Annotated in this window: 23 protein-coding genes and 1 riboswitch; of the genes, 15 read left to right on the top strand and 8 right to left on the bottom strand. The window is 47.1% G+C overall.

What is annotated here, in order from left to right; all coding sequences use genetic code 11:
• The first annotated feature begins 6 nt into the window (after positions 1–6).
• Entirely contained in the window at positions 7–384 is a 378-nt protein-coding gene (locus CF651_RS30360) for an S-layer homology domain-containing protein (protein WP_245856217.1), read from the top strand.
• 547 nt (positions 385–931) lie between these two features.
• Here the strand turns inward: CF651_RS30360 and CF651_RS30355 are convergent.
• Complete coding sequence (locus tag CF651_RS30355) at positions 932–1,987, bottom strand: Vps62-related protein (protein ID WP_179233073.1); 1,056 nt, start codon at positions 1,985–1,987, stop codon at positions 932–934.
• A gap of 242 nt (positions 1,988–2,229) precedes the next feature.
• On the opposite strand from CF651_RS30355, the gene CF651_RS30350 reads away from it, so the two are divergent.
• The 6 genes from CF651_RS30350 (at position 2,230) to CF651_RS30325 (ending at position 7,875) form a co-directional block, all read left to right on the top strand.
• Positions 2,230–2,958 carry a GntR family transcriptional regulator gene (locus CF651_RS30350; protein WP_094018607.1) on the top strand — a complete coding sequence of 243 codons (729 nt, stop codon included), beginning with the start codon at positions 2,230–2,232 and terminating at the stop codon, positions 2,956–2,958.
• A gap of 123 nt (positions 2,959–3,081) precedes the next feature.
• Positions 3,082–4,284 (top strand): extracellular solute-binding protein, encoded by a 1,203-nt coding sequence (locus CF651_RS30345; protein ID WP_179233072.1) that lies wholly within the window; start codon positions 3,082–3,084, stop codon positions 4,282–4,284.
• Positions 4,271–5,113, top strand: a complete 843-nt coding sequence (locus CF651_RS30340) for an ABC transporter permease (RefSeq protein ID WP_094018605.1) — start codon at positions 4,271–4,273, stop codon at positions 5,111–5,113. Before CF651_RS30345 ends, CF651_RS30340 begins: the two co-directional genes overlap by 14 nt.
• On the top strand, positions 5,110–5,970 hold the full coding sequence (locus CF651_RS30335) for an ABC transporter permease (protein WP_094018604.1): 861 nt from the start codon (positions 5,110–5,112) through the stop codon (positions 5,968–5,970). The genes CF651_RS30340 and CF651_RS30335 overlap by 4 nt, the downstream gene beginning before the upstream one ends.
• 1 nt (position 5,971) lies before the next feature.
• Positions 5,972–7,018, top strand: a complete 1,047-nt coding sequence (locus tag CF651_RS30330) for an ABC transporter ATP-binding protein (protein WP_094018603.1) — start codon at positions 5,972–5,974, stop codon at positions 7,016–7,018.
• 35 nt (positions 7,019–7,053) lie between these two features.
• Complete coding sequence (locus CF651_RS30325) at positions 7,054–7,875, top strand: metallophosphoesterase family protein (protein WP_094018602.1); 822 nt, start codon at positions 7,054–7,056, stop codon at positions 7,873–7,875.
• A 4-nt stretch (positions 7,876–7,879) separates the two neighbouring features.
• Here the strand turns inward: CF651_RS30325 and CF651_RS30320 are convergent, their stop codons facing one another.
• Entirely contained in the window at positions 7,880–8,212 is a 333-nt protein-coding gene (locus CF651_RS30320) for a hypothetical protein (protein ID WP_094018601.1), read from the bottom strand.
• Between the two features lie 207 nt (positions 8,213–8,419).
• On the opposite strand from CF651_RS30320, the gene CF651_RS30315 reads away from it, so the two are divergent.
• From CF651_RS30315 to CF651_RS30295, 5 genes are all read left to right on the top strand, one after another.
• Complete coding sequence (locus CF651_RS30315) at positions 8,420–9,652, top strand: sensor histidine kinase (protein ID WP_144029134.1); 1,233 nt, start codon at positions 8,420–8,422, stop codon at positions 9,650–9,652.
• Positions 9,653–9,655: 3 nt separating this feature from the next.
• Positions 9,656–10,282, top strand: coding sequence for a response regulator transcription factor (locus CF651_RS30310; RefSeq protein WP_094018599.1), 627 nt, complete (start codon positions 9,656–9,658; stop codon positions 10,280–10,282).
• A gap of 242 nt (positions 10,283–10,524) precedes the next feature.
• Entirely contained in the window at positions 10,525–13,143 is a 2,619-nt protein-coding gene (locus CF651_RS30305; protein WP_094018598.1) for an Ig-like domain-containing domain, read from the top strand.
• A gap of 31 nt (positions 13,144–13,174) precedes the next feature.
• On the top strand, positions 13,175–15,079 hold the full coding sequence (locus tag CF651_RS30300) for an S-layer homology domain-containing protein (protein WP_179233071.1): 1,905 nt from the start codon (positions 13,175–13,177) through the stop codon (positions 15,077–15,079).
• Between the two features lie 73 nt (positions 15,080–15,152).
• Entirely contained in the window at positions 15,153–15,734 is a 582-nt protein-coding gene (locus tag CF651_RS30295) for an S-layer homology domain-containing protein (protein ID WP_245856216.1), read from the top strand.
• A 96-nt stretch (positions 15,735–15,830) separates the two neighbouring features.
• Here the strand turns inward: CF651_RS30295 and CF651_RS30290 are convergent, their stop codons facing one another.
• The 5 genes from CF651_RS30290 to CF651_RS30270 all read right to left on the bottom strand — a co-directional run bounded on the left by CF651_RS30290 (position 15,831) and on the right by CF651_RS30270 (position 21,045).
• Positions 15,831–16,679 (bottom strand): sugar phosphate isomerase/epimerase family protein, encoded by an 849-nt coding sequence (locus CF651_RS30290; protein WP_094018596.1) that lies wholly within the window; start codon positions 16,677–16,679, stop codon positions 15,831–15,833.
• 36 nt (positions 16,680–16,715) lie between these two features.
• Positions 16,716–17,816, bottom strand: a complete 1,101-nt coding sequence (locus CF651_RS30285) for a Gfo/Idh/MocA family protein (RefSeq protein ID WP_094018595.1) — start codon at positions 17,814–17,816, stop codon at positions 16,716–16,718.
• 69 nt (positions 17,817–17,885) lie between these two features.
• Entirely contained in the window at positions 17,886–19,187 is a 1,302-nt protein-coding gene (locus CF651_RS30280) for an ABC transporter substrate-binding protein (RefSeq protein ID WP_094018594.1), read from the bottom strand.
• A gap of 143 nt (positions 19,188–19,330) precedes the next feature.
• Positions 19,331–20,167 (bottom strand): carbohydrate ABC transporter permease, encoded by an 837-nt coding sequence (locus CF651_RS30275; RefSeq protein WP_425436371.1) that lies wholly within the window; start codon positions 20,165–20,167, stop codon positions 19,331–19,333.
• Entirely contained in the window at positions 20,164–21,045 is an 882-nt protein-coding gene (locus CF651_RS30270) for a carbohydrate ABC transporter permease (RefSeq protein ID WP_094018593.1), read from the bottom strand. The genes CF651_RS30275 and CF651_RS30270 overlap by 4 nt, the downstream gene beginning before the upstream one ends.
• A gap of 175 nt (positions 21,046–21,220) precedes the next feature.
• Between CF651_RS30270 and CF651_RS30265 the strand changes: the two genes are divergently transcribed.
• The 3 genes from CF651_RS30265 (at position 21,221) to CF651_RS32580 (ending at position 25,243) form a co-directional block, all read left to right on the top strand.
• Positions 21,221–23,032 carry a sensor histidine kinase gene (locus CF651_RS30265; RefSeq protein ID WP_094018592.1) on the top strand — a complete coding sequence of 604 codons (1,812 nt, stop codon included), beginning with the start codon at positions 21,221–21,223 and terminating at the stop codon, positions 23,030–23,032.
• Positions 23,013–24,656, top strand: coding sequence for a response regulator (locus tag CF651_RS30260; protein WP_094018591.1), 1,644 nt, complete (start codon positions 23,013–23,015; stop codon positions 24,654–24,656). Before CF651_RS30265 ends, CF651_RS30260 begins: the two co-directional genes overlap by 20 nt.
• Positions 24,657–24,789: 133 nt before the next feature.
• A riboswitch (cyclic di-AMP (ydaO/yuaA leader) is annotated at positions 24,790–24,971 on the top strand.
• A 119-nt stretch (positions 24,972–25,090) separates the two neighbouring features.
• Positions 25,091–25,243 carry a hypothetical protein gene (locus CF651_RS32580; RefSeq protein WP_179233070.1) on the top strand — a complete coding sequence of 51 codons (153 nt, stop codon included), beginning with the start codon at positions 25,091–25,093 and terminating at the stop codon, positions 25,241–25,243.
• Positions 25,244–25,414: 171 nt separating this feature from the next.
• On the opposite strand, the gene CF651_RS30255 is transcribed toward CF651_RS32580, so the two are convergent.
• On the bottom strand, positions 25,415–25,762 hold the full coding sequence (locus tag CF651_RS30255) for a winged helix-turn-helix transcriptional regulator (protein WP_094018590.1): 348 nt from the start codon (positions 25,760–25,762) through the stop codon (positions 25,415–25,417).
• Positions 25,763–25,881 lie beyond the last annotated feature (119 nt).

Below are 25,881 nucleotides of genomic sequence, written 5' to 3'. Positions count from 1 at the left end.
TTTTGATTGAAGGACATTGGTGACAACTGGGCTAAAGGAGCTATTGAGAACCTTGTAGCGGCAGGGGTAATCAAAGGCTACGATGACAGTACCTTCAAGCCGGATAAAACGATTACGCGTGAAGAAATGGTTGTCATGCTGTCCCGCATAGTAAACCTTAACGACTTGGCGAAGGACACTACAAAGGGCAATTTCAATGATCTGAATGGTTCTTATGCAGCTGGTGATATCAAAGCAGTAGCGCAGGCAGGTATCGTTAGCGGTAAAGGGGATGGAAGATTCGAACCCAAGAGCAATGCCACACGTGCAGAAGCATTGCAGATCATCTTGAATGTGCTGGAGCTTAATCCACAGTTGAAGACGTTGTTGGATTCACTTAGCTAGTATATGTGAAGGACGCCCGATCGGGGCGTCCTTCATTTCGTTATAAACGCCCCCGCCCAGTTCGACTGGGAGTTCAAAAACCAATGATTCGTAATAGGTAGATCGAACGCACCTTGTCGGGGGCCTTACGCTGAGCGGTACCATATTGGTGGTTGGGGTCGGGGTAACAGAAGCAAATGCAGGGGCCCTTCCATATATCAATGCTGCTTTTGCAGTTGGCCTGATTGAAGGAATAGGTGACCATGTATTTGACCCGCAGAATCTGATGACGCTTCTAAAAGACCTAACAGAACGGAATGCAACGCCGAGAGGGGGTTACCCCCTAGGTTATGGTTAAAGAGTAACCTACCCAACTAAATATTGCGTATTTTTCCGGCACCTTTTATCTGAATTTTACTGACAGGGTTTTTAACAGTGTAAGCTCGTCTCCACATGCTAAATCCACAAAAGCGAAAAGGAGCTTTGCCACTGAAGTACGGTGGCAGGCTCCTTTTCAATTTGAGTAGTGCTCAAAATCAAATAGGGAATAATTTAAAATTTATAATGGCTATTTGGTATTCCAGGCACTTTGAAATGCAGGACCTACAGGGCCTGTGGAAATATCCGTTTCTCCAATCTCTCCCCACAAGCCTGCGTAATTAATAAACGATTGACTGTTTAGGGGATATGATAATTCCCCCATATTGACTACATGGTAGTACGTATTGGAGCTGCTTCCGGCACCTGTATAATCACTTGGAAGCAGGCCGCGGGATTGTTGACCAGCGCTCGGATAGCTTGCATGAGTACCTAAAGCCGAGTATACAACGGGATGTGTGTAATCATTGGTTAATTTCTGGCTATCGCTTGCTAGTGTGCCATCCTTAGTGGCAAACTGCAGCTGAGCAGCTGAATAATCCTTGCCTTCGCCATTATGGGCTGCGAAATATGCGGAAACGAATTGCTGACTGCTGTTCAAGGTCACTGTGATATGCTCCCAGTCACCCTCATGGTTAAAATCCACGCCGGCAACAGACGGGGAATCGTTATAAGGATAGAAGAACCAATATTGCAGATCGTAGCCTCCGGACTGCACACTGCTGGATTTTACATGTGCGTATGCTTTCCATTCAGCACTGTCCGTTGATCCCAAATGTACGGTATTATCCATTCCGTTGTCGTTAGGCGGCTGCAGGAAAAAACCTTCGTCAGCCCGGGTGTTGCGTGATTGGCTGGAAAGGATGTTGCTGCCTGAATGTGAGCAAAGCCAATTTTTCGTTTGGTGAGCTTGTTCCGATAGATTGACTTGCGTCACGGAGCCGAGAGCCAGGATTTGATCGTCACTGCAGCCACCGTCATGATGAAACCGCATCGCTACACGCTGCAAATACCAATCAACGCTTGAAGGTTTGTTGTCCTCATCCGGATGAAGGTAGAGCTTGGGGGCGTATTTCGTAAGAAGTGTCTGCTCCACACTATCGTCGATTCCGTCTTGATCAGCGTCTGTAATGGCATAGGATGTGGCGGAGCCAAAAAGCGATCCGATAACGACAGCAGCGAGGGCAGCAGTCACCATGACATGGTGGCGCCATTTCTTTGTCCATTTCGACGTTGCAGTTTTCATTTGATTATTAACCTCCATAGAGTTTTCGTAGAAAACTTGCTTTATAAACATTTGCTAAAATTAAGATGTCTAGACAGCATCTTATTACATAATAGGGTTTATATGTATACTCGGTGTTATCCTCATATTAAGATTTTGTAAGAGGGTCATTCAATATGCTGCTCTTTTACACTTCTCGAGGAGTCTGATAGGATATAAGCAAGAATAGGTCTAATCCATAGCAAAGATAGGATGAAGCAGTTATGGCAAAACAGATGAAAGTCAGTCAATATGTAATAATCAAGGAAAGCATCGATGGGATGATGAAGAGCGGAGAGCTTAAGGTAGGCGATCGTCTGCCAGCTGAAATAGAGTTGGCCCACCATTTTCAAGTAAGCCGGGAAACGGTGCGTGCTGCGATGAAACAGCTGGAGCAGGAAGGAAAGCTGGACGTGAGAAAGGGGGTAGGGCGCTTTGTTAGGCTGCCTTTAAGCTCCATTCCAAGCAGTATCAACCAGTTAACTTCGACCGAAGATATTATCCGATCAGCGGGATTGGTGGAAGGCCAGCTGGAGCAATTTATTCGGACAGAGCCTTGCAAAGAGGAATGGGCTCAACATTTGAAAATTCCACTACATAGCCCCGTGATCATTAATGAGCGGACTCGAACTGCCAATGAGGAGCCGGTCGCCCATAATATTAATATTATGCCCCTCGCGTTAATCGAGCAGGCTTTTCAAAAAACACCTCTTACGGGCTCCTTGGCCCGATTCCTTGAAGTCGAATGCGGTATTAGGCTGACGGGTGCCAATACCGAGCTGATCGTTCCTCATCATACCGACCCTATATGCAGAAAGCTTCAAGTAAAGCAGAACACAACGGTGCTCATGATGAAGCAAATCCATTTTGACCAGCAGCATATGCCCGTTTTATTTTCGTATGACTATTATCGCAATGACGTGTTTCAGTTCTGGGTGAATCGTCGGAGATAGTCGATTCTTCGGCGGACTTCATAATCTCTTTATATATAGTTGACAGACCGTTAACAAAGCTCCTCCATAATGGGATTGAAGGTGTCTAGACAGCACTTCAATAATTCGCAAAGGGTGGAGAATATGAAGAAAATGATGAACGTGCTGTGCGCGATGACGCTTACGATGGTCGTATCCGCCGGTTGCGGTACGAATAATGCTGCGACAGAAGCCCCAGCTGTCACTAGCGGGACGAAGGCAGCAGCTCCTGCGGCCGCACCCAAGAAATATGAGTTGAATTTGGCAACAGCCGGAGATACGAACATGACCGATCTGCAGGAGAAAAATGTAGTTGGTGAGTTCCAAAAGCAGTATCCAGGGTCTCAAGTTCGCGTCGTCAATTCAGGCGCGGGAGATGGTGGGACGCAGAAAATATTCGAGAAATTAAAGGCGCAGAAGGATGCCGGCAAGACGGAATGGGATATCGATCTCGCGATTGTGCATCAAAGCGGTATGCAGCAGCTGATTGATAATAATCTTTTGGACAAATGGGTGCCGCAATCAGCCAACAAGCAGTACGTCGTTTCCCCCGACAGCAAAAACAGCTTGGGGACCAATGTGGAAGGCTATGTCATTCCGCTGTTCCACAGTCAGGTCGCCTTGGCGTATAACCCCGATAAAGTAAAGAAATTTCCTGCTAATTTTGAAGAGCTAACGGCTTGGATCAAAGCGAATCCCAATCGTTTTGGATATAATGGCATCAAAAATGGTGCAAGTGGAGTAGCTTTTGCCACCGCCTATACATATTGGAAATCAGGCGATTACAAAACGTTGAGTGAAGGCCCATTTGATGCGGCAACGGAGCAAAAATGGCCGGCAATTATGAAAGAGCTCAAAGCACTGCCTGTTACTTACACGAATGGAAATAATGGTACGTTGGATATGCTGAACCGCGGCGAAATCGACATGGGACCTGTATGGGTTGACATGTTTAATTTATGGGTAGATGAAGGTCGCATGAATCCTAACTATGGTCTGAAAGTCATCGATCCCGGCTTGCCTGGTCAACCTATGTACGTGGTCATTCCCAAAAATGCAAAAAATAAAGAAGCTGCTCTACAATATGCTGATCTGCTGACCTCTCCAGAAATTCAAGCTAAAGTGATCGTGGAGAAAAACAGCTGGTACCCGGGTATAGATGCAACTGTCGTTCTTCCAAAGGTTAGTGAAGCAGGCAAGAAAAAATTGTTCAAGGATATTACAGCAGACGATCTGAACAAGCGGGGCCAGTCATTCCCGATCAACACCTATTTTGATCATCTGAAAACGGCATATGAGAAAAATTAACTCACCTTCCATCCTCTTCTGGAACAAAGCAGCAGGAGTGGGACCTGCCACTCCTGCTATTGCCGTTGTCGGGCTGCTGTTTGTGTATCCGTTTGTTCTCTCCTTCATTTCCAGCCTTCGTTCACAGGAGGGGGTCTGGACGTTTGCCAATTATGCTGAAGCCTTCTCTTTATATGGCGGCGATTTGGTTTTTACACTGTGGGTTTGTTTAGCCAGTCTTGCCCTGCTTGTCGTATTCACTGTGATGATCGGCGGCTTTCTTCGTCTTGGCGCTTATCCAGTGCTGGAATTTATATTTAAAATCCCGTTGTTTGTCCCGTTCGTCGTTGTTGGACATGCCATGCGGGTATTTCTTGCGCCACATGGCACGCTCAATTCGGCTATTGCTATAACAGGCTTTTTCGATCCGGATCTGATGCCTTCCTTTGCATTCACCACGTTCGGTCTCATTGCCGCATTGGTTTGGAAAAATCTCGGTTTGGCACTGCTTTTGGTGCTCGGCGGCTTTCGGTCAGTAAATGAAGGCATGCTGGAAGCAGCGCGAGGGATGGGGGCGGGGAAGCTAAGGCTGATCTGGCATTTTCTCGTTCCTATGAACAAAAGCAGCATTGGTGTTATGGCGGTACTGACCTTCACTTCTATGCTGGGTTGCTTTTCCATACCTTCCATGCTGGGCAATGCAAGCGGTCCACAAATGCTGATGATGGATTTGTACCATCAAAGCGTCTATCAGCATAATTACGGATTAGCCAATACGATTGGTGTCATAACCTATATAGCTTCTATGGGAGCTGCCATCTATTACTTGAAGGGGTTGGCGAAGAAATGAACAAATCCATTTCGGTAGCTGCTGCTAACCGTCCGCTGGATCTGACAAATAGAAAGGCACCCTTCGCTCGCATGACGCGCCGTCTGCTGATTTATGCGGTATCCATATTTTTTATTTTTGGCCCGCTTTCCAGCCTTGTCTTATGGTCAGTAGCAGAAAAATGGTTCTGGCCTAGCCCGTTTCCAAGCGACTGGGGATTCAAATATTGGCATCTCGTATTCGAAGGCAAGATGCTCACATCTCTTGGGCTGAGCTTTGTTATTGCGATAACGGTCACGCTGATATGCCTGGTAATAACCGTTCCCTTATCTTATTTAATTGCTCGTAATCGGCTACCTTTAAAGCATTTTATACTGCTGCTGTTTTTACTGCCTCAGGCATTTCCTCAGCTTCCGGTATTCACGAATGCGATGGTTTTACTCTATCGCTTTGATCTCGTAGGTACGTTGCCCGGTCTGATTTTGATTCATTTGGTGGGTGCCATCGTATTTTCCGTATGGACGTTGGTGTCTGTATTTCAATCTGTCGCAGAGTCAATGGAAGAGGCCTCTTATATGTTGGGCGGCGGCAAATTGTACACATTTTTTCATGTGGTGCTGCCGATGGCCACTCCAGGAATTATCGCGGGCTCCTTATTAGTTTTTTTATATTCGTTGGATGAATTCACGGGAAGCTTATTAATTGGAGCCCCTTTTCATATTACGATGCCGGTTTTTATGTATAATGCTGCAAATGGCTATGAGATGCAGGTCGCGTCGGTAACGTCCGTGTTGTTGATGATACCGGGAATCTTGTTGCTGGTTTTCCTGCAGCGATTTATGCGTTCAGAATATTTGGCTGCATTCGGGAGGGGATAAGATGGGTATTACCATTCAAGGTTTGAATAAGCGTTACGGTAAAAAAAGGGGAATCACGGACATCAACTTAAAACTGCCCGTAGGGGGGTTAACGGCTATTGTTGGGCCGAGCGGATGCGGGAAAACAACTCTTCTAAGGACACTTGCAGGATTTTTAACGGCAGATGAGGGTTCCATCTTTTTCGGCGATCGCAATGTTACCTATACATCCTCCCAACAGCGGAAGGCTGCTATGGTATTCCAGCATTATGCGCTCTGGCCGCATATGAGTGTGTTTGATAATGTTGCTTATGGTCTTAAGCTGCAAAAAGTGGCTAAGCAGGAGCGCGAAACCCGGGTGCTTGAAGTGCTGGAGAGGGTGGAGATCGATACGTCGGATGTGACCACTCGTTTTCCGCAGCAATATTCTGGTGGACAGCAGCAGCGCATTGCTCTAGCTCGGGCTTTAGTCGTACAGCCTGAGGTGCTTTTGCTAGATGAGCCGTTATCTAACCTGGATGCGAAGGTACGTCAGAGACTTCGGGTTGGTATTCGGAGTATTCAGCAATCTTTTGGAATTACAGCCGTCTATGTTACCCATGATCAAGAAGAGGCATTATCGATGGCTGATTATGTGATTGTTATGAATGAAGGTCGAGTCGAGCAAGCCGGAACACCGGAAGAGATTTATCGGCAGCCTTCCACCTATTTTACTGCTCATTTTCTTGGCGAAAGTCATACACTCTCACTTTATCGGGATGATAGGCTGCAAAGACTCGTCATTCGTTCAGGTGACTCCAAGATTGAGCCTGTTGTTGAAGATGGGCTACATAGTCACCAAGCCCGAAAAGTAAAACAGGCTGGAGAAGGTAAGCAACAGGTTTGGGAAGAGGAAGGACATTTTGTGCTGGAAGGTTCCATATGCCATCACTTGTTTATGGGATCTTATTACCGCTATATGGTAGAAATCGAAGGCCAACAAATATTTGTTGACGATGACGCGCTTCTCGAAATCGGCCCTTGTCACGTGAAGATACCTCAAACCAGAGCTTTTTGGTTCGACTTATAGCCTGTATACCCTGCACTAGTGGAGGTCTTATATTAATGCGAATTATTGTAATGGGCGATTTGCATTATTCGTTGATGGAGAATGGTACCACCGAAATGTTGGAGGCCAGAGATAAGGTCTACGCGGATATGCTTGAGCATTTTGTGGGATTGGATGCAGAGTTCCATATCTCCATTGGGGACCTTGTGCACGAAGGGTTGCCCGAAGAGTTTAATTATGTATTAAACCGGATCGACAGCAGCGAACGCAGCTTCATTCATGTGCTGGGCAACCATGATACCTATGCGCTTCCAAAATCCGACGTTGTGGCGATTACCCGCCAACAGCGATATCATGCTATTGAGGGTGAAGAAGCCATGCTGATCTTCCTCGATACGACCAAAGAAATGAACCGGGACGATTGGGGTGGAGAGATGGATGCGAAACAGTTAGAATGGCTGCAAGCCCAGCTCGAAAAGTCGGGGAATAAGCCTGTCCTTGTGTTCGCCCATCATCCGATATACGGCACAACTGCGCGATCAACTGAGGAGAAAATGTCAATTGATCCGCAAATGGATATGTTGGATGTTCTAAATAGGAAGAAAGGTCATGGATTCTACTTCTGCGGCCATAACCACATGAATTCGATCGTTAAGAAGGATGGCTGGCATTATATACAGACCGCCGCCTGTCTTGATGTCCCTGCTTTTCGCAGGGTTGAACTTAATGAACAAGGGGTTCAAATTGATCTTGTAGCTGTAGATAAGGCAGATTTAGCGGATTATATTGCGCTTTTTAATACGGAGGTAACGGGCTTGACTCCTGTTTTAGAAGCATGGGGTGAGGATGCGGATAAGAGTTTACGAGTTCTTTTCTGAAAGGTTAAAAGCGGCTGTTGTCCGCAAGAAGCTGCTGCAGTGTCCCCGTCGAGTAGGGGGCGGGAGCAGGGAGATGGAAGATTCCGATACTCCCCTCCTCTCCATATGTTAAATCCACAACAAGGAGCTTAAAGATAATCTCTACATGCTTTTCGTAGACAATTACCTTTTCCAAATAGCCGCCGATGAACTTCTTGAATTCAGGAAGATCACGGTTTGCTATGGGGCTTCCGGACTGAGAAAGCAGTTGTCGCAGGGTTTCCTCTGTGATGGCTGCTTTTTCTTTTACGCTTTGATGCTCCAGCCGAACGGGGTAGTTTATTAATAAATTAATCACCCCGTAAGGCGTAGGTGCTTTAACAAAAGCATTTAAATATTTTAAATCAAATCATCAAGTATTTTTCATAATTCCAAATAACTACTTTTTCTGCCCTCAACCATAAATTGCTTGGCTAATACTGGAATATCTACGGGGGATTTATTTTATGTTGAAATCGTCCTATAATAGAAGAAATACACACATGTGAAGTTCAGAGGCGATAACGTGAACACGACCATTATCAAGGACTTTTTGCTGCAGCTGGCGTTTATCGCCGTTCTTATCCTCTCTATGCAAATATTTTTTGCTGAACGGTCCAATGGCGAGAACAATCGTCGCGTAAAGATTATCCTTTCAGTCATCTTTGGAGTATGCATCCTCTTTTGCATGTCTTTCCCGGTTTATACGAACTCCGATTTCCACATCGACATCAGAATCGTACCCTTAATGTTAGGAACGTTATACCTCGGCTCAAGAACAGGGATCATCCTGTCTGCCATTATTATTCTGTACAGGCTGTATCTTGGGGGCGTTGCAGAATTGCTAACGACCACTTTGGTCCTTGTATGCAGCATGCCGGTGTTCCTGTACGCTCTGGAGTATTTCGATAAAGGCAATAAGTACAAGCGGATCCAAATTTCGCTGCTCCTAACCGTCTGCTATTGTCTTATCGGCATGCTGACAGTGTTTGTCCTCAGAGGATTTACGCTACAGGCTCTTCAGGTGCAGCTCCTTCATTTCACGATTTCGATTGCGGTTGTGTTATTTTTCACGGCTTTAAACGAGACGATACAGGACATAATCAGAAAAAATCGGCAGCTGCAATCGGACGTCAAAGAAGCGGAAATCGCCTTTTTACGTTCCCAGATCAAACCGCATTTTCTTTATAACGCCCTGAATTCCATTGCCGCTCTGTGTCTCGATGAACCTCGCAAAGCGAAGGAATTAACATATGATCTGTCTCAATATTTGAGAAGCGGGTTCAACTTCAAACAATTGGGGTCGCTAACAACGATAGAAAATGAACTGGAACTCGTCAAAGCGTATATCAACATCGAAAAAGCGCGTTTTGGTCCCAGATTGGGTGTGGAATACGACGTTGAGGCAAACATGGATATCCTGATTCCTCCGTTGATTTTACAGCCGCTAGTGGAAAATGCCATCCGTCACGGTCTGATGTCCAACCTGCGGGGAGGAACCGTAAAAATATCCGTCAAACAGGAAGAGGACGCTGTGATCCATATTACCATAGAAGACAACGGATGCGGCATGAGCGAGAGGCAGCGAGATGAAATCCTTAAGCTGAATGCGGATAAGACGGGCATTGGGCTGTGGAACATCAGCGAGCGCATCCGTCTTCTTTATGGCAATAGCATTCGTATTGAAAGTGCAGAAGGCATGGGCACAAAGGTCATTTTCGACATTCCCGCACAAACGGTTCGGCAGATTGGAGGTTGAAGCATGCTGCAAGCAATGATCGTGGATGATGAAGAACTATCGGTGAAGCTGTTGCGCGAGCTATTGTCTGAAAGCGACGATATCGACATATGTCACACGTTTCTGAACCCCTGGAATGCTTATGAATATGTGAAGGAGAACCCGATCGATGTTGCATTTTTGGATATTTCCATGCCGGAAATGAACGGAATGAAGCTTTCCGGCCTGCTGCATGAGCTCGATGCCTCCATCCATGTGGTGTTTATCACTGCCTATGACGATTATGCGGTTCAGGCTTTCGATATGAGCGCATTGGATTATTTAATGAAGCCTGTCACCCCCCAGCGTATGGGGAAAACGTTGGACAAGATCAGAAAACGGCTTCGGAGTGATACAGGAGGGCCCTCATTGAAGCTGAGTAGTCTTGCAACAAAGGAAGAGGGGTATTCGAGTAAAGAAAATCTGACAGGGCAAGAAAAGAGAATCGTGCAATTGGTCGCAGGCGGATTCTCGAACAAGGAAATCGCTATTCACCTGAACATTGGGGCTGGAACCGTGAAGTTCCACATGAAAAATGTGTACCAAAAGCTTGGAGTGAGTAACAGGGTACAGGTACTGCAGCGGGCCATGGAATTAAAGATCTTGGATTGAGAATACCCGAAAAATTTGTCGAACCCTCCCATTTGGGAGGGTCTTTTTTTTGAAAATTATCTTATAGTAGGACGATAGTGCTAATAATCGACAAGCGCGGTTAGGTGTAACGCATCACAGGCTGCAAAATTCGACAAAAAGGAGTGGGATCATTAAGTTTCTCTCTATCTGTGTACATAGTCGCCTCATCAGTTTCTAGACAAAGAATTGCCCATACTGCCAGAAGGAGTGAAAAAAGAACTATGTTTTCAACAAGTATAAAGGAATTTCTGAAAAAGGTTTCTATTCATTTATTAGTGGTATTTACAGTAGCATCTTCTTTTGCGTTTTCCGCACCAGTCTCGGCAGCTTTAGCGCCAGTAGTTTCGATCGACGCTTCGGCAGCTCCTACCTACAATCCCAATGGTTTTACAACACTATGTGCTTCTGAAGGGCAACCTTGCACATTTACGGGTACGAAGGTAGTGCGCTACGGAGCGAATGGAAGCTATCTCTATAAGATGCTTACCAATAGTGCGACTTGCAATACTACTACGTTCGGTGGAGATCCTGCATATATGGTTGCAAAATCGTGTTATTACCGCGACGTACAGTTTGACGATGGTATAATTACTGATGTTAGCGGACGCAATAAGACCGTGACCGTTTCATTTAACGTGTATTCAACGCAGGTCGGCACTTTAACCGATTTGAAAAATAACATTACGGTCGAAAAAACGGGTGATACTGCTTTTTCAGCGCTTGGAGCAAATGACACAATTACATTATCCAATACGGGCACGAGCAGTACGCTAGTGTTTAACTTTGATACTGCTTTGGTTGGGTCCACCAACGCTATCAACATTGCTTCCGGGGCATTGATGGACCAGAACGGCAACCCGTACAATATGGGGATCCGAATTGATAATATCGCTGCTTCAGGTGCTTATACTGGCTCCAGCTCCAGCGATGGAAATAACGTATATTTGAACTTTAGCAAATCAATTACCACTAATAATGATGCCACTGTCACTGCAGATACTTACTTGCGAAGTCACATGAGCATAGCGACAGACGGAGTGAACTTTGTTCCGCTTACGAATCAGATTACCGTGTATTCACCCGGCGAAAACGGAATCGGTTCAAATCAAATTTATTTGTCAGCCCAAAATGGTATGAAAGTCATATTGGGTACGAATACGCTGATTAAAATCACCAGCGGTACGCTGAAGGATGCAGCTGGTGATCTCAATGACGAGATGATTTTGCATGTCACTCCTCCGGTTGTTCAAAGTGCAACAATTAGTAGCGACTACCACGATGTGACGATTTCCTTCCAGGAAGATGTTGTGGATAATGGAGTTTCTAATTTAAGTAGTTCCATTTATCTATTGCCGAACGGCGCCAATAACTCGAATCGGATAGCTTTGACGTCAGGTGATACGGCATCTATTGTTTCCGGCAAGCTTGTTATCCATTTTGCAACGGCCCTCTCAGGAGCGAACAACCAGATCATTATCAATGCCGGCGCACTTAAAGACAGCTATGGAAATGTTCTGGGTAACCAAACTTTAACTCCTTTGATTCAAGGAGGGGCAGTAACCGGGGATACGACGGCGCTTCAATATGTAAATGGCTATTTATCCAATGGTTATCAGGATTTAACACTGGTTTTCAGCAAAGATGTGCTAAATGCCAAAAGTGACCCTGCGAGTTTTATATCGGGAGTACAGTATTATAGCAATGCTACTAGCTGGCAGTGGAGAAGTATTCCTTCCACAGCAACTGTGACATTCTCGGGTAAAACAGCAATCATTCATTTTGCAGCACCATTGACGACTGGGTATCAATATTATTTTCAATTTAATCCGGGGTCTTTTAAAGATACATCCGGTAACATTTACAATCAAAATTTTAATGCGGGGTGGTTTTACCCCGGTCAACCATTAGCATTACAAGGTGGAGGCATTTCGCATAACGGCCGCTGGTTGAGCCTGAATTTTAACACGAATATTGCTGATCTAACTATTGTTAACGGGATATCGCAGTTAAAAGATCAGATTACGATTTCAACGGATAACGGATCTACTTTCAAACCTCTGGATACTCAGGATGTTGTCGTTATTCAAGGATCTAGTCTCGTCGTTTTCTTTCATAATGCGATACAAAGCGGCTCAGTTGAGGTTAAAACTGCAGCAAATGCAATAAGCGATTTGGGCAATAATGTACAGTATCAGGCTATTGACCAAGTGATCGCATACAACTACCCCGACATTACAGGGTTTTTCTTAAGCGATACGGCAAGCGGGTTTGTATTCGCAGACAATGCGGAATGGAGAAGCAAAGTACGAGATATCACGATATCCGATGCTAACAACGGAGTTGTTAGACAATTAAATTCTTCGGAATATACGCTTTCTGCAGGCATGCTTACGATCAACAAAGGCGTATTTCAAGAAGGAGATTACTATTATATTTCGGTCAATGCGGATGGTTACAGCAGTCAAGAATTCGAAGGTCATACTTATGTATCGACTGAACTGTTTTATATGACTACGCCGGTGGTAACAACGGATAACGGAATTTCTGCTACGGTAAACATCTTCAAGAACAACAATTCTTCGGGCACGCAAGCAGTGGTCTTCGAGTTGATGAATGGAACGACACCAGTAAGTATTGTGGCATCCAATTTAAGCATTAGTACAGGTTCGTATTCAGCTAATTTCAATGTGGCAGACGCTGCAACGAATCCCAATTATACGGTTAAAGTATTTGTGGTCAATCAATATAACAATGACCCTACGAATGTTGGTTTGAATTTGGCTTCAATCAAGACGCAAAGCGAATTGGACCAGCTTGAATACTCCAACAACAATGACTAATTCATATTTTACGAAGGAGAGGGGTGTAAAGGTGATAATACGCAAGTTAAGTATGTTGGTCATTATAGCGCTTTGCCTGTCGATAGTACCGATTGCCGCTGCTGCTAGCAGTGCGGTCACATTGAATGCAATATCGTCAGTTCAATCCGGTGGCGTCGTGGCGGTAGCCGGAGCATCCACGTTGGACGAAGTGACGATTAAAGTGCTTCGCCCCAGCAACAGCACGGTATTTTACGATATCGTCAAGGTAACGAACGGGCAATTTGCGGACTCTTTTACACTGGGAAGCAATGAGTCTGCAGGAACTTACACGGTGGTTGTCGGACAAGCCAATCAAGTCGCAACTACGACATTTGTTGTGGTTGCGCCATCGCTGCCACCGACGCCAACGCCATTAAGCAGCAATGCAGATTTGAGCGATTTGACGCTGTCGAGCGGCACGCTAAGTCCCGCATTCACTTCCGGGGGAACTTCATACAGTACAAATGTAGCAAATGACGTATCCAGCATAACTGTAACGGCAACGGCGTCCGATAGTAATGCAACACTGAAGGTGAATGGAACGGCAATTGCAAGCGGGCAAGTAAGCGGTGCGATCAGCCTGAACGTAGGCAGTAACCTCATTAACATCGAAGTTACGGCGCAGAACGGCACACCGAACACATACACGATTGTCGTCAGCCGTGCAAAACAGACCTACACCGTTACCTTCAACAGTAACGGCGGTTCGGCAGTGAGCAGCCAGCCAGTGAATTATAACAGCACGGCCACGAAGCCATCTGATCCTACAAGAAACGGGTATACGTTTGGCGGATGGTACAAGGACAGTGGCTTGGTGACGGTATTCGATTTCACCACTCCGATCACAGCGGATACAACTCTGTACGCTAAGTGGGCGGTCAATAACACGAGCGGCCCTTCTGGCGGAGGCGGAGCACCGGCAACGTCCTCAAGCAATACGGTTATCTCTACCGACGGTATACTAACGCTACCTGTCGGTAAATCGGGTGAAGTTAGCTTGGACGACGAGGTCAAGATCGTGATTCCCGCCGACGCTATCGTCAAAGATTTGCAATTAACCATAACCAAATTGACGGATACGCAAAAGCTGCTCACAAGTAAAGATGTTCCAGCTAGCCCGGTATTCGAAATTTTGAAAAACTTCTCGGAGAGCTTCAGCAACGAAATCACGCTGATCTTTGCCTTCGATCCGAAAAGTGTGAAGGAAAACCAGAAGCCATCCGTGTTCTATTATGACGAAGCGAAGAAAGCTTGGGTGGAAGTCGGCGGTACTGTAGACGGCAATCATATTACTGTTAAGGTCAATCACTTTACGAAATATGCGGTGTTCGCTGTCGACCAGACGGCAGATTCCAAGGCAGGCACGCTTCAGCCAGTCAACTTCAGCGATATTTCCGGACACTGGGCGGAGGCGAACATCAAGCAAGCAGTAAGCGCCGGAATCGTCAGCGGCTATCCGGACGGCACGTTTAAGCCGGACCGTACCGTAACCCGCGCGGAGTTTGCGGTCATGCTGATGAATGCTCTGAAGCCGCAGGGAGATGGCGCAGCGCTGACGTTCACTGATAAGGAGAAGATCGGCGCCTGGGCTCAGAAATCGGTCGCACAGGCGGTGTATGCAGGTATTATCAGCGGTTATGAGGATAGCTCTTTCCGTCCGGATGCCGAAATCACTCGCCCCGAGATGGCCGTGATGATCGCGAAAGCGACGGGACAGTCCATCGAAGCGAATGCGGCAACGGGTTTCGCGGACGATCAGGACATTCCGGAATGGGCGAAGGGCGCAGTAGCGACGATGAAAAAGCTCGGCATTATCGAAGGCAAAGGCGCAAATGAATTTGCTCCTGGCGATAAAACAACAAGAGCAGAGGCGGTTACGGTGCTTCTGAAAATGCTGGCGCAAAAGGGCAAGTAAATGGACCTCTTGCAAGGCTGCTTTGAAGTCAAATTCAAGGCAGCCTTGTTTTTGAATAAAAGGTGCTGGTGGTTTGGACAACACGCATATCAACATTGAAAAGCTGCGTTTTGGCACAAGATTGGTGAGAGTGTGGTGCGGCTGCCAATCCGTATCGAATCGTTTTGAAGTAACGATCTTTGTGAAAGGGGCCTCCCGTTGCAGAATGCTGCATAAGGGTAGACCCTTTTTGCTTCCACTTCTCGGCATTCATTCGATGCTCTGGTGGCGGGCTCTTTTTGGTGTCTTTACAATCGTTTACAGCCTCAACAAACTAGCGGCAGCCTATGAAGCAGGTCTTGTAGACGGCGTCGATGCGGAGGGCTTTGCTCCTCAGGCTAACATTAGCCGCCAAGACTTGACGGTTATGCTGGCAAGAGCCGTCGATCTACTTCATATCGCGAAGAAGTCCGGTTCGGTCCATGTGCCTTATACGGATGCAACGGGCTTTGCGCCTTACGCAGCGGATAGTATTCAAAAGGTCACTGAGAGCGGATTGATGTCCGGAGTTGAGCTTAAAGGCTCCACCTATTTCCTTCCGACGGACCCGACAACGCGTGAGGCTGCAGCTATGGTTTTATACTCCTTATTACAAAACGGTAAACTGATCAATTAGCATACCGGATCGCAACAAAAAGTGCCGTCTCCAAGTGTACTGTTGGAGATGAAAAAGCGACAAGGATTCGTTCCTTGTCGCTTTTTCATACTAGGTTTATTTAGAGAAATGCTTGGAGAAATTCTGATAGCTGATAGTAACGCTCTCCAGTTGATTTTTGGTCGTAAGGTCCTGCTCCACAAAAATGTACTTGGCATAGCCAAGCTTCCGCACTTCCTCCACGATACGAGATACATCAAAGATCCCTTCGCCGATTTCGGAGAAGTTCTCCGGCTTCTTGAACTCCAAGAAGCGGTTATAGTCGATTTCCGCGTCCGGCCCCATGACCTCGAATGTATTCAGAGGTTCTTCGCTGCCTTTGGGGAAATCCTTGAGATGAACGAGGTCGCAGCGCCCGCCCATTTGTTTGAGCCAATTTATCGGATCGACACCACCGCGCAGCGCCCAGTAGATGTCGAGCTCGATTTTGACCAATTCCGAATCCGTATTGTCCAGCAGAATATCAAGCACGTACTGGTCATCAAACTTTTGAAACTCCTGAAAATGATTATGATAATAGAACTGCATGCCGTTCTTCTTGCAAATTTCGCCGTACCGGTTCAGGTTAGAGCAGATGTCGAGCACATCCTGCTTATTGCGGTAGAAGGCGATGCCTTTGCCGATAGAGGTGTTGCCCAGTTCTTTATTGAAGGCAATGACCTTGTCCCAGTCGAATTTGTCCATCGGGTCCATATGCGCCGATACGACCCTCAAGCCGAGTCTGTCCATCGTTTCTCTTAATTGCGCCGGCGTCATCCCGCCAACGTTTAAAGTCTGATCGGCTTGATGAAAGGCCAGCTCGACGTTGCGATATCCGATGCTGGCTACCTTTTCAAGCGTGCCGACGTAATCCTTTGCCAGTTCATCCCGTACGGAATACAGTTGAAGTCCAAAATCCAAACTCATGTTTTGTTTCCCCCTTAAGTTCAATCTCGTGAAAATCTATCCATTCAGTGCATGTGCAGGCAGATCGGTCGGAAGTGCCTCCGGCTGCTCACAAGTGCTTTCCAGCAAGTAATGTTTGCCTTCCCGTGAAGCGTGCAGCAGCCCGTGCATGGTTTCAAGCACATGGTAGCAGAGCTCGCCGTTTGCCCGATGCGGTCTGCCATTGCGGATGGCATAGGCCATATCCATGACGCCAAGCCCTCTGCTGTTCTCCGTAAAACCGTGCGTCAACGGGACTTCCATAAACTCGGACTGGTTATACCGCTTCACCTTCACGCTTCCGCCAAAAAAATTCGGATGCGGCACGGACAACGTGCCCAACGTCCCATAGATTTCAATATTCGGCAGCTCCGAGCCCCAGACGTCGAAGCTGGTGATCAGCGTGCCGACGGCGCCGGACTCGAAGTCTAACACACCTGCGATATGGGTAGGCGTCTCGACCGGAATTTTTGCGCCGTAGTTAGCAGGATTCGTGACGATCCTCTCGGGCCGCGTAATCCGCGCCGATCCCGTCACACGGTGAATCGGACCGAGCAAGTTTACAAGTGCTGTCAAGTAATAGGGGCCCATGTCGAACAGGGGACCGGCGCCCTCTTCGTAAAGGAAGCCTGGATTAGGATGCCAGCTTTCAGGACCTGGACTAACCAGGAATGCCGTCGCGCCTACCGGGCTGCCAATCCATCCGTCATCAATCAATTTGCGAGCCGTCTGAATGCCTCCACCCAGGAACGTATCCGGCGCCCCTCCGACGCGTAGCTGTTTCTCCTTCGCCAAGGAAAGGACCTTGCGCCCATCCTCCAGGCTCACCGCAAGCGGCTTCTCCCCATACGAATGCTTGCCGGCTTGCAGCACTTTCTGGTGAATGTCTGCGTGCGCCTTCGGAATCGTCAGGTTGATGACTATTTCAATCTCCTTGTCAGCGAGCAGCTCGTCTACCGTGCAGGCTTTGACACCGTATTGCTCCGCCCTTTCCTGCGCTCTCGCAAAATCGAGATCCGCGCACGCCACAATGTCCAGAATGTCGAACTTTTGTCCCGCTTCAAAATAGATCGGGCTAATCGTACCGCAACCAATTATGCCCACTTTTACTTTGTCCACTTCGCGTTCCTCCCCGTACACCTGCGTGTACCCCGATTGCGTCAGGATACACGCTCTGTGCTTTGATCTTTATTTCGCTTTGGTACTGTTCCATGCCGCTTGAATTTCCTCCAGCATCTGCTTGCCGTCAATATTGCCGGCGATATGCTTTTGCATCGCTGAACCGAATTGCTGTCCGGCTCCGGCAGGGAATTTGGAGAAATACCAGCCAAGCACTTTTCCTTGCTTTACATACGATAAGGTATCCTGGCTAAGCGGCCCCATCACGCCGTCGCTGACCTTGATCGATTGGAACGCCGGAATGAACTGGAACTCCTCGGTAATGTAATGCTGACCTGTTTTGCTCGTTACCAGCCAGTTCAAAAATTCTTTTGCTTGTTCTTTCACCGGAGAATCTTTGTAAACGACCCAATTCGTCGGCGGGCTGACAAAAATCTTGTCGTTAAGTGCCGCATCATCGTTTAGCGGAATCGGCATAACCCCCGCATTCACCGTCGACTTCATCTGCTTAAGCGGTGCTTCCAGATAGTTACCGCTCATAATCATCGCCGCTTTGCCCGCACCGAATTCACTAAATCCGGTATCCCGGTCAACCGACAACGGTTTAGGATCCCCATTTTGAACGAACAAATCAAACAGCTTGACCCAATCCTCGAAAATCTTGTTGGTTGTGATGGTTTCCGTTCCTTTATTCAATCCGTCGATAAATGCATTTGGATCCGGCTGCTTCGCAAACGCATTATTCATGAAATGATAGCCCAGTCCAAACCAGGTTTGATAACTGGTAACAAAAGGCTGAATTTTAGCGGCATTCAGCTTATCAACGACTGTTTTCAATTCCGTGTATGTTTTCGGGATATCGGTAATACCAGCCTTGGTAAAGAGATCTTTATTGTAGATAATGCCCAGACTTTCAAGATTCATCGGCATGCCGTAGATTTTGCCGTCCTTGGTCATCGGGTCCTTCGCAATCGGAAGCTCATCCTTCACCCACGGCTGATCCGACAAATCCTCCATGTGCTCAAGCCACACATCCTTTTGGCTAAAGCCTACGTTATTGAAAATATCCGGCATTTCTCCAGAAGCGAACTTAGCCTTTAATTGGGTATCGTAATTTTCGCTCGTGATCCATTCGATCTGAAGCTTGACCCCCGGGTGCTCTTTTTCGTAATCCGTTTTCAGACGGTTGAATTGTTCAGACAACTCAACTTTGGAGGTGAAGATTTTGAGCGTTGCATTCTTCGAAGATGAGCCTCCGGACGCAGCGCCTGAAGAACTTCCGGACTTGTCCGACTCTTTGCCTCCCCCGCAACCAGCCAGTACCGAAGCAAACATAGCGAGCGTTACTACCATAGGTAAATACCGTTTCATAAGTCATCCTCCCATTAATGTTATGTATCCTCACACAATTAATAGTAAACCTTGTCGTTTTAGGCCAACACTCATTGTTACGACTATTTAGGAGGACAAATCCGCCATTTTCGCCGCGATATTTAACATGAACATGACGTGACCTACCCTTTCACCGCTCCGGCCGCGACTCCATCGATGACATGCTTCTGTAAAGCAAGGAACAATGCCATAGATGGTATGATGGTAATGACCAGCGCAGGCAGAGCCAGATCCCATTGTTTCACATACTGGCCGAATAAGGAATTGATCGCCAGCTGAATCGTTTGGAGATCAGGCTTTTGCAGAACGAGCATCGGCAGCAAAAAGTCATTCCAGATCCACAGGCACTGCAGAACGATAATCGTTACCGTCATCGGCTTCAGCAGCGGGAAAACAATTCTCCAGAACAGGCTGTAAGGATTGCATCCGTCTACGGCAGCCGCTTCCTCGATTCCCTGCGGAATCGATTTGATAAACCCATGATACAGGAAAATACATAAAGAAACCCCCAGTCCGGAATATAGGACAACAATGCCCAGCAAATGATTCAAGAGACCGGCCCATCTTCCTACCTTGACAAGCGGAATCATGAGGGTTTGAAACGGAATGATCATTGCGGTAACAAACAAAAGAAAGATAAATTTGTTGCCTCTAGTTGGACGGCGGACGAGACGATAGGCTGCCATGGAGGACAGGATGACCATGGACGTTACGGAAAGAACCGTGATCAGAAATGAATTGCTGAGCGCCCGGGAAAAATGAAGGACGTCCCAGGCCCGGCCGTAGTTGACCCACTCGAGCTTGGTCGGCAGGCTTGCCGTATGGAGCTGGATGTCCTCGATGCTTTTCACGGAATTGGCAAATACGAAATAAAAAGGGGATAAAAACAAGAGTGCGAGAACGATGAGGCCCGCTCCCAACACAACCATTTGGAATGAATACGCTTTGCCCGTTCTCACATTTCCACCTCCCGTTTCTTGGTCAATATCACTTGCGTAAGGGTAACGACGCTGATCACAACAAAGAAGAGAAATGATTTTGCCGCCCCTAACCCATAATGGTTATTCTGGAATGCTTCGAAATAAATATCCATTGCCGCCGATTCGCTGGACCGGAAGGGCCCCCCGTGCGTCAGGGATATATTGAGATCAAACGATTTCAGATTCCACGAAATGCTCAAAAACAAGCAGATCACCACAGAAGGCATAACGAGCGGAACAATGATGCGCCAAAGCGTCTGCCAGGCCGTTGCCCCGTCTATCGCCGCTGCCTCCAGCAGCTCGCTTGGCATATTGGTCAGCCCGGCAATGTAAATGACCATGAGATACCCCGCGCTATGCCATACGCTGACGATAACAAGCGCCCAAAACGACGTAGTCGGAGTCCCAAGCCAGGAGTATTTGAAAAAATCGATGGGGATTACTTCTCCGATTGCCGAGAAACCTTGCATAAAAACGAATTGCCAGACGAATCCGAGCAGCACCCCACCCATAACATGGGGCATAAAAAACACCGTGCGCAGCCAATTTTTTGCTTTTAGCGGTTTGGTTAAAAAATAGGCCAGCATAAAGCCAAGCACATTGCTGATGATAACGACAACGATCGCATATCGGCACGTAAACCAGAACGACTGCACGAAATGGGGGTCGTGAAAGAGTATTTCGCTGAAATTACGGAGGCCTACCCATTGGATGTGGTTGGAGATTCCGTTCCAATCCGTAAAGGAATACATGATACCAAGCACGAACGGAATAATCGTCACACCCAAATAAACAAACAGTGCCGGGCCCACGAAAATCCCTTGCTGCAACCACTCCTTAAACAGCCATTTTCTCATGTAAGATTTTCTCCCCTTTCCCTTCTGATCTTCAGTATAGAGGTAAATCAGGCTTGTAAAAATGGATAGACTCGACCGGGACAGTGGACAATTATGATCTTTTTCGATAATATTCAGGTGTGATGTGTCACGTAATCTCACATAATAGTCATCTTTGTGCAAGGAGGTGTAATTGATGCGGTTTATCAAAGTAAGCATTCGCAGGCAGTTAATCGCGCTGATGTCTGCAGCCGTCATTTTGCCTATTTCCATATCGATTTTGCTGACGAATTTTTTCACGACAAAAATGATTGACGAGCAGACGATGGAGGAAAACATCCGACTTCTGTCGGAAGGGAAACAGAATATTGCCACTTATTTGGACTCAATTAATCATGCTTCACTGTCTGTTTATTACCAAACCAAAATGAACGATATTCTGACAAACGGAACGGCTTCGGAGGATGACAAACCGTATATATACACCACCTTGCAGGAGATTTCCCAGTCGGTTAAACACGTATACCAAGTACTGCTTTCTCTAAACGGAGACAACCGCGCGTATTTATATGCAGAGCAGAAATATTATTATGGGACATCAGCGATCACACGGCCAACCGCCTCATTCGTCAAACCCTATTCGGCCATTCTTTTTTCCACGCACCCGTCAAGCAATTATGGGATTGCCCCGTTCCCCTCTACCTCCTACCCGGTGTTCTCCCTATATCGACCTTTGTTTAATGTCCCGAGCCAGGAAGCGACCGGTTTTCTGGCCATCGATGTTAAATTGGACGCATTGCAGCAATTAAGCTCCGATTTGTACGATAAGGACCGTGACCATTTTTTTATTCTCGACAAAGCCGGCGTGGTGGTATTCGCCTCGAACGACGAGCTAATCGGCCGGCCGCTGAATGAATCGTGGGTCGCACTACTGACGCAAGGCAACGAGGCCGGCAGCTTCAAGTGGGATGACCTTCATTTTCAAGGAGTCATCGTCTACACAAAGCTATCAGAGTCCTATCTGGATTGGACCATCGTCAAGCAAGTTCCGGCACACTACATGTATGAGCGGAGAAGGGAGCTAACGTTCACAAACGCCACCGTATCGGCAGTTTTACTTATGCTGGTGATGATAGCCGTTGTGATTGTTTCCTTTCGATTGACGTCTCCGCTAAAAAACCTGATCCGAAGCATGAACAAAATTCAGGCCGGTCAGTTGAACGAGCCCATATTGGTCGAAAGAAGCGATGAATTCGGGATATTAGCCCACCGCTTTCAAGAGATGATGTATACGATCAACGACTTGATTGTCAACAAATATAAGCTCGATCTGGCGACCAAAACGTATCAATTGAAAATGCTTCAAGCGCAAATGAATCCGCACTTCTTGCATAATGCGCTTCAATCCATCGGGGCCTCCGCGCTGGACCATAACGCTCCCGAGGTCTATACACTGGTATCCTCTCTTGGACAAATGCTGCATTACAGCATGGATACGAAGCATACGATTGTTCCGCTCTCGGCGGAAATCAATTATGTCACGGGGTATTTGCAGCTTCAGCAGCAGCGTTTTGAGGAGAAGCTTCAGATCGAGCTGGAGCTGGAGCCGGATACAACCTCTCTGCCGATACCCAAAATGATCATTCAGCCGCTCGTCGAAAACTTCTTCAAGCACGGTTTTCACCATACCCAGGGCGCCGCAAAGCTGCGGATTCAAACTCGGCTCCAGGACGGGCTGCTGTATATATTAGTCGAGGACAATGGAAAAGGGGTCGCAGAGGAGCAGCTTCTCAAGCTTCGACAGCAATTGGCAAAACCCGACTCCCCTGCGGTCGACGAGGCGGAAGGAATTGGACTGACCAACGTGCAGCTTCGCCTGATGCTTTATTACGGAGTTCAGGGATGTATGCTGCTCGACACCATGAGCCCGCATGGCTTTCAAGTAACCATCATTCTTCCTATACTTCAACAAGAAGGGGACACCATCCATGAAAATGCTGATCGTTGACGACGAGAGCCCTGTTCGAAGAACCGTCCGCAAGCTCATCCATTGGAGGGAGTTGGGGATCGAAACCATCCTTGAGGCGGATAATGGAACTGAGGCAATGAAGCTGATCCAAACGGAAAGGCCGCAAATTGTAATCATGGATATCATGATGCCGGTCACAACCGGGCTCGACCTCATGAAATGGATGGATACGCATGCGCCCGCCTGCAAAAAAATCATCATCAGCGGCTATAGTGATTTCGAATATGCTCGTACAACGGTGAAGTATGGCGGAATCGATTACCTGCTCAAGCCCATTGACCGGCTGCAGCTGCAGGCTGCGGCGGAAAAGGCGATCCGCTCCGCAGAAGAAACCAGCCACAGACAAACCATGCAGCTTGAGGCCCATCCGGCCAGCCAGGAGGTCAAACGGCTCGTACAAGAGAAACTGCTGTCCAAGCTGCTTTCGGATGCTGAGAAGGATTTTTTCAACACGGTTTGGGGACCATTGATGCAGGAATTTCCGCAGTTCGTTGGCATCAAAAACGTTCGTGTCGGCGTTCTCGACTTGAAGCTGTCGGCAGCATCCGACACGTTCCATGTGCCAGTCGATACGGATTCATTTTTGAATCTATTCGCAGATGCCTGCAACGCCGTTTTGCACGACTCGGACAACGGAATCGCATTCCGCAGCGTCAGTCGCAGAGAAGAAGTGATTCTGCTGTTATGGAATAGCACGGTCGCCTCGTCCTCATTGGTCAAGCAAATATCGGCGCGTATGGAGCCTCAATATTCCATGCGAATGAACGTTGGCATCAGCGAAGAGCATTCATTCCCTTCTACGCTTCAAAAAGCCTATACGCAGGCCCAAATCGCGCTGCGCTGCCGCAATCTGCTGGATACCGCCACTTCGATTCACGAATTTCGTGAGTGTGATGTTCTTCCGCTGGTTACCACCTTAGGATTTGGCAACTTTGGCGAGGAAATCCGATTCGCCCTGCTTAGCGGAAGTGCGGTCCAGATCCGGAATGTGATCCAGACGTGGTTTGCCTCTCTTTCCACACTGGATAGCATTACGGCCGAGCAATTCGACATGTGGCGCGACGAATACCGGATTCTGAGAACCCGTTGGATGGAAACCGCCGATCCGTCGGTCAGCAACGAGGGACAGCTCATGCATCCGGAACTAGGCCTCCCGCTTGACGGCAAAGGCGAATTTTCGTTCCACATTTGGCAAAAAGAGCTGTTGAACGACCTGCTCCGCTTGTCTCAATACCTGAAGGCCCCGCACAGCAAGAGTCGTAACGTCATACACGAAATCGTACGCTATTTGAAGCTTCACTATACGCAGGATATCTCGCTTCAGGAGCTGTCCGATATGTTCCATCTCAACCGTGATTATATTTCCCGCAAATTTAAACAGGAGTTCCATGAGACCATCATTGACTATGTCATTCGGCTCCGCATGGAAAAGGCCAAGGTGCTGTTAATGAATCCCCACCTCAAGATCGTGCAGGTTGCCGAAATGGTCGGCTATGAAGACGAAAAATATTTCAGCCGGGTCTTCAAAAAATGCATGGGACAATCGCCCAACCACTACCGGCTTCACACCTTGCCCGAACCGCCAAAAAGCGGAGAGGATTAAAAAAATACTGAAGACAGCCAAGGGTCACAGTTCAGGAGTCCGTTATTCTACATTTTGCGTTAATTAGTAGAAATATGAAGAGAACATTAGCTGTATGTAGTAAATCGAAGATAATCAATGAATTTGTCCTTCAAATTATCGATTACTTAAACACTGTTTGTTCAAGTAAAACGGTAGCTCAGGTGGAGAGAGGATGATGAAGCTTGTGATCAAAGCCATGGGGTGAATCTTGGGGCAGATTAACTGATCCCGAGTAGGGCGACTCTCACGCCCGAATCCGGCAGCTAACCTCGCAAGCGTATCGAGAGAGGCAACGATTGTCGTGTGCAAGACACGGTTAGTTTACTGTGCCTAAGAAGCCGCGGGACGAATTACTAAGACGGCAGATTCCATTTGCGGCAATCACGAACAATAATGCGGAGCAGGAGCGGCTCATGAAACTTGGAGTGAAAAAGTTCTATATGGTGGCTACTACCAGCGAGGCTACATGGATTATGCCGGAGTACCCCATAGGGAAGGTGTTTTTGTTCGAAAGCAGTTTGAATCTGACCTGCCGCTATCTTCAAATATGCCGCAAATGGATGTAAAAACACTCCCCATATAGCAGCAGGATTTAAGTTGTCTGATTTACTGTTGACAGTCCACGGTGAACCGTACCATAAATAGGGCGAATTCATAGTGGACGGTTTGCAGGAGCCGAGCAGGATATTTTCTGACGGAGTTATTTTTAAATACAAAAAGAACATTCCGGAGCAGACTTAGGATAGAAATTCTTTTCCCCATACTCTTAAAGAATCGATGATACCCGATAAGTTATTTCCTTGTTCAGTTAGGGAGTATTCTACTTTGGGTGGCACGATATTATCATCTACTACCCTTTTCACAATTCCATCCTCCTCGAGATCTCTGAGCTGTAAAGTCAACATTCGTTGCGAAATTCCCGGTATCAGCCGTCTCATCTCATTAAATCTAACCGGTTTTTTGGATAAAATGTCGATAATGATCCCCTTCCATTTTCCCCCTATTACATGTAAGGCCATTTCAACAGGGCAGGCCCTTATAACATCTTCGCTGCAATCTCCATATTGGTTTAATCCATATCCCATATTGCCACTCCATTCATTAAGTTACAAAAATGTGCGTACTTACAATTATTAATCCTTTTCACTATACTAACTATATCAGAAATGAAAGGAGTTGATAATCAGTAGCTGTAAAAAATATA

It is taken from the genome of Paenibacillus rigui, assembly GCF_002234615.1.
In the GTDB taxonomy this organism is placed as follows: Bacteria; Bacillota; Bacilli; order Paenibacillales; family NBRC-103111; genus Paenibacillus_S; species Paenibacillus_S rigui.
The sequence above is the reverse complement of the archived record's forward strand: the minus strand, read 5'-3'. Positions and strand labels throughout refer to the sequence as shown.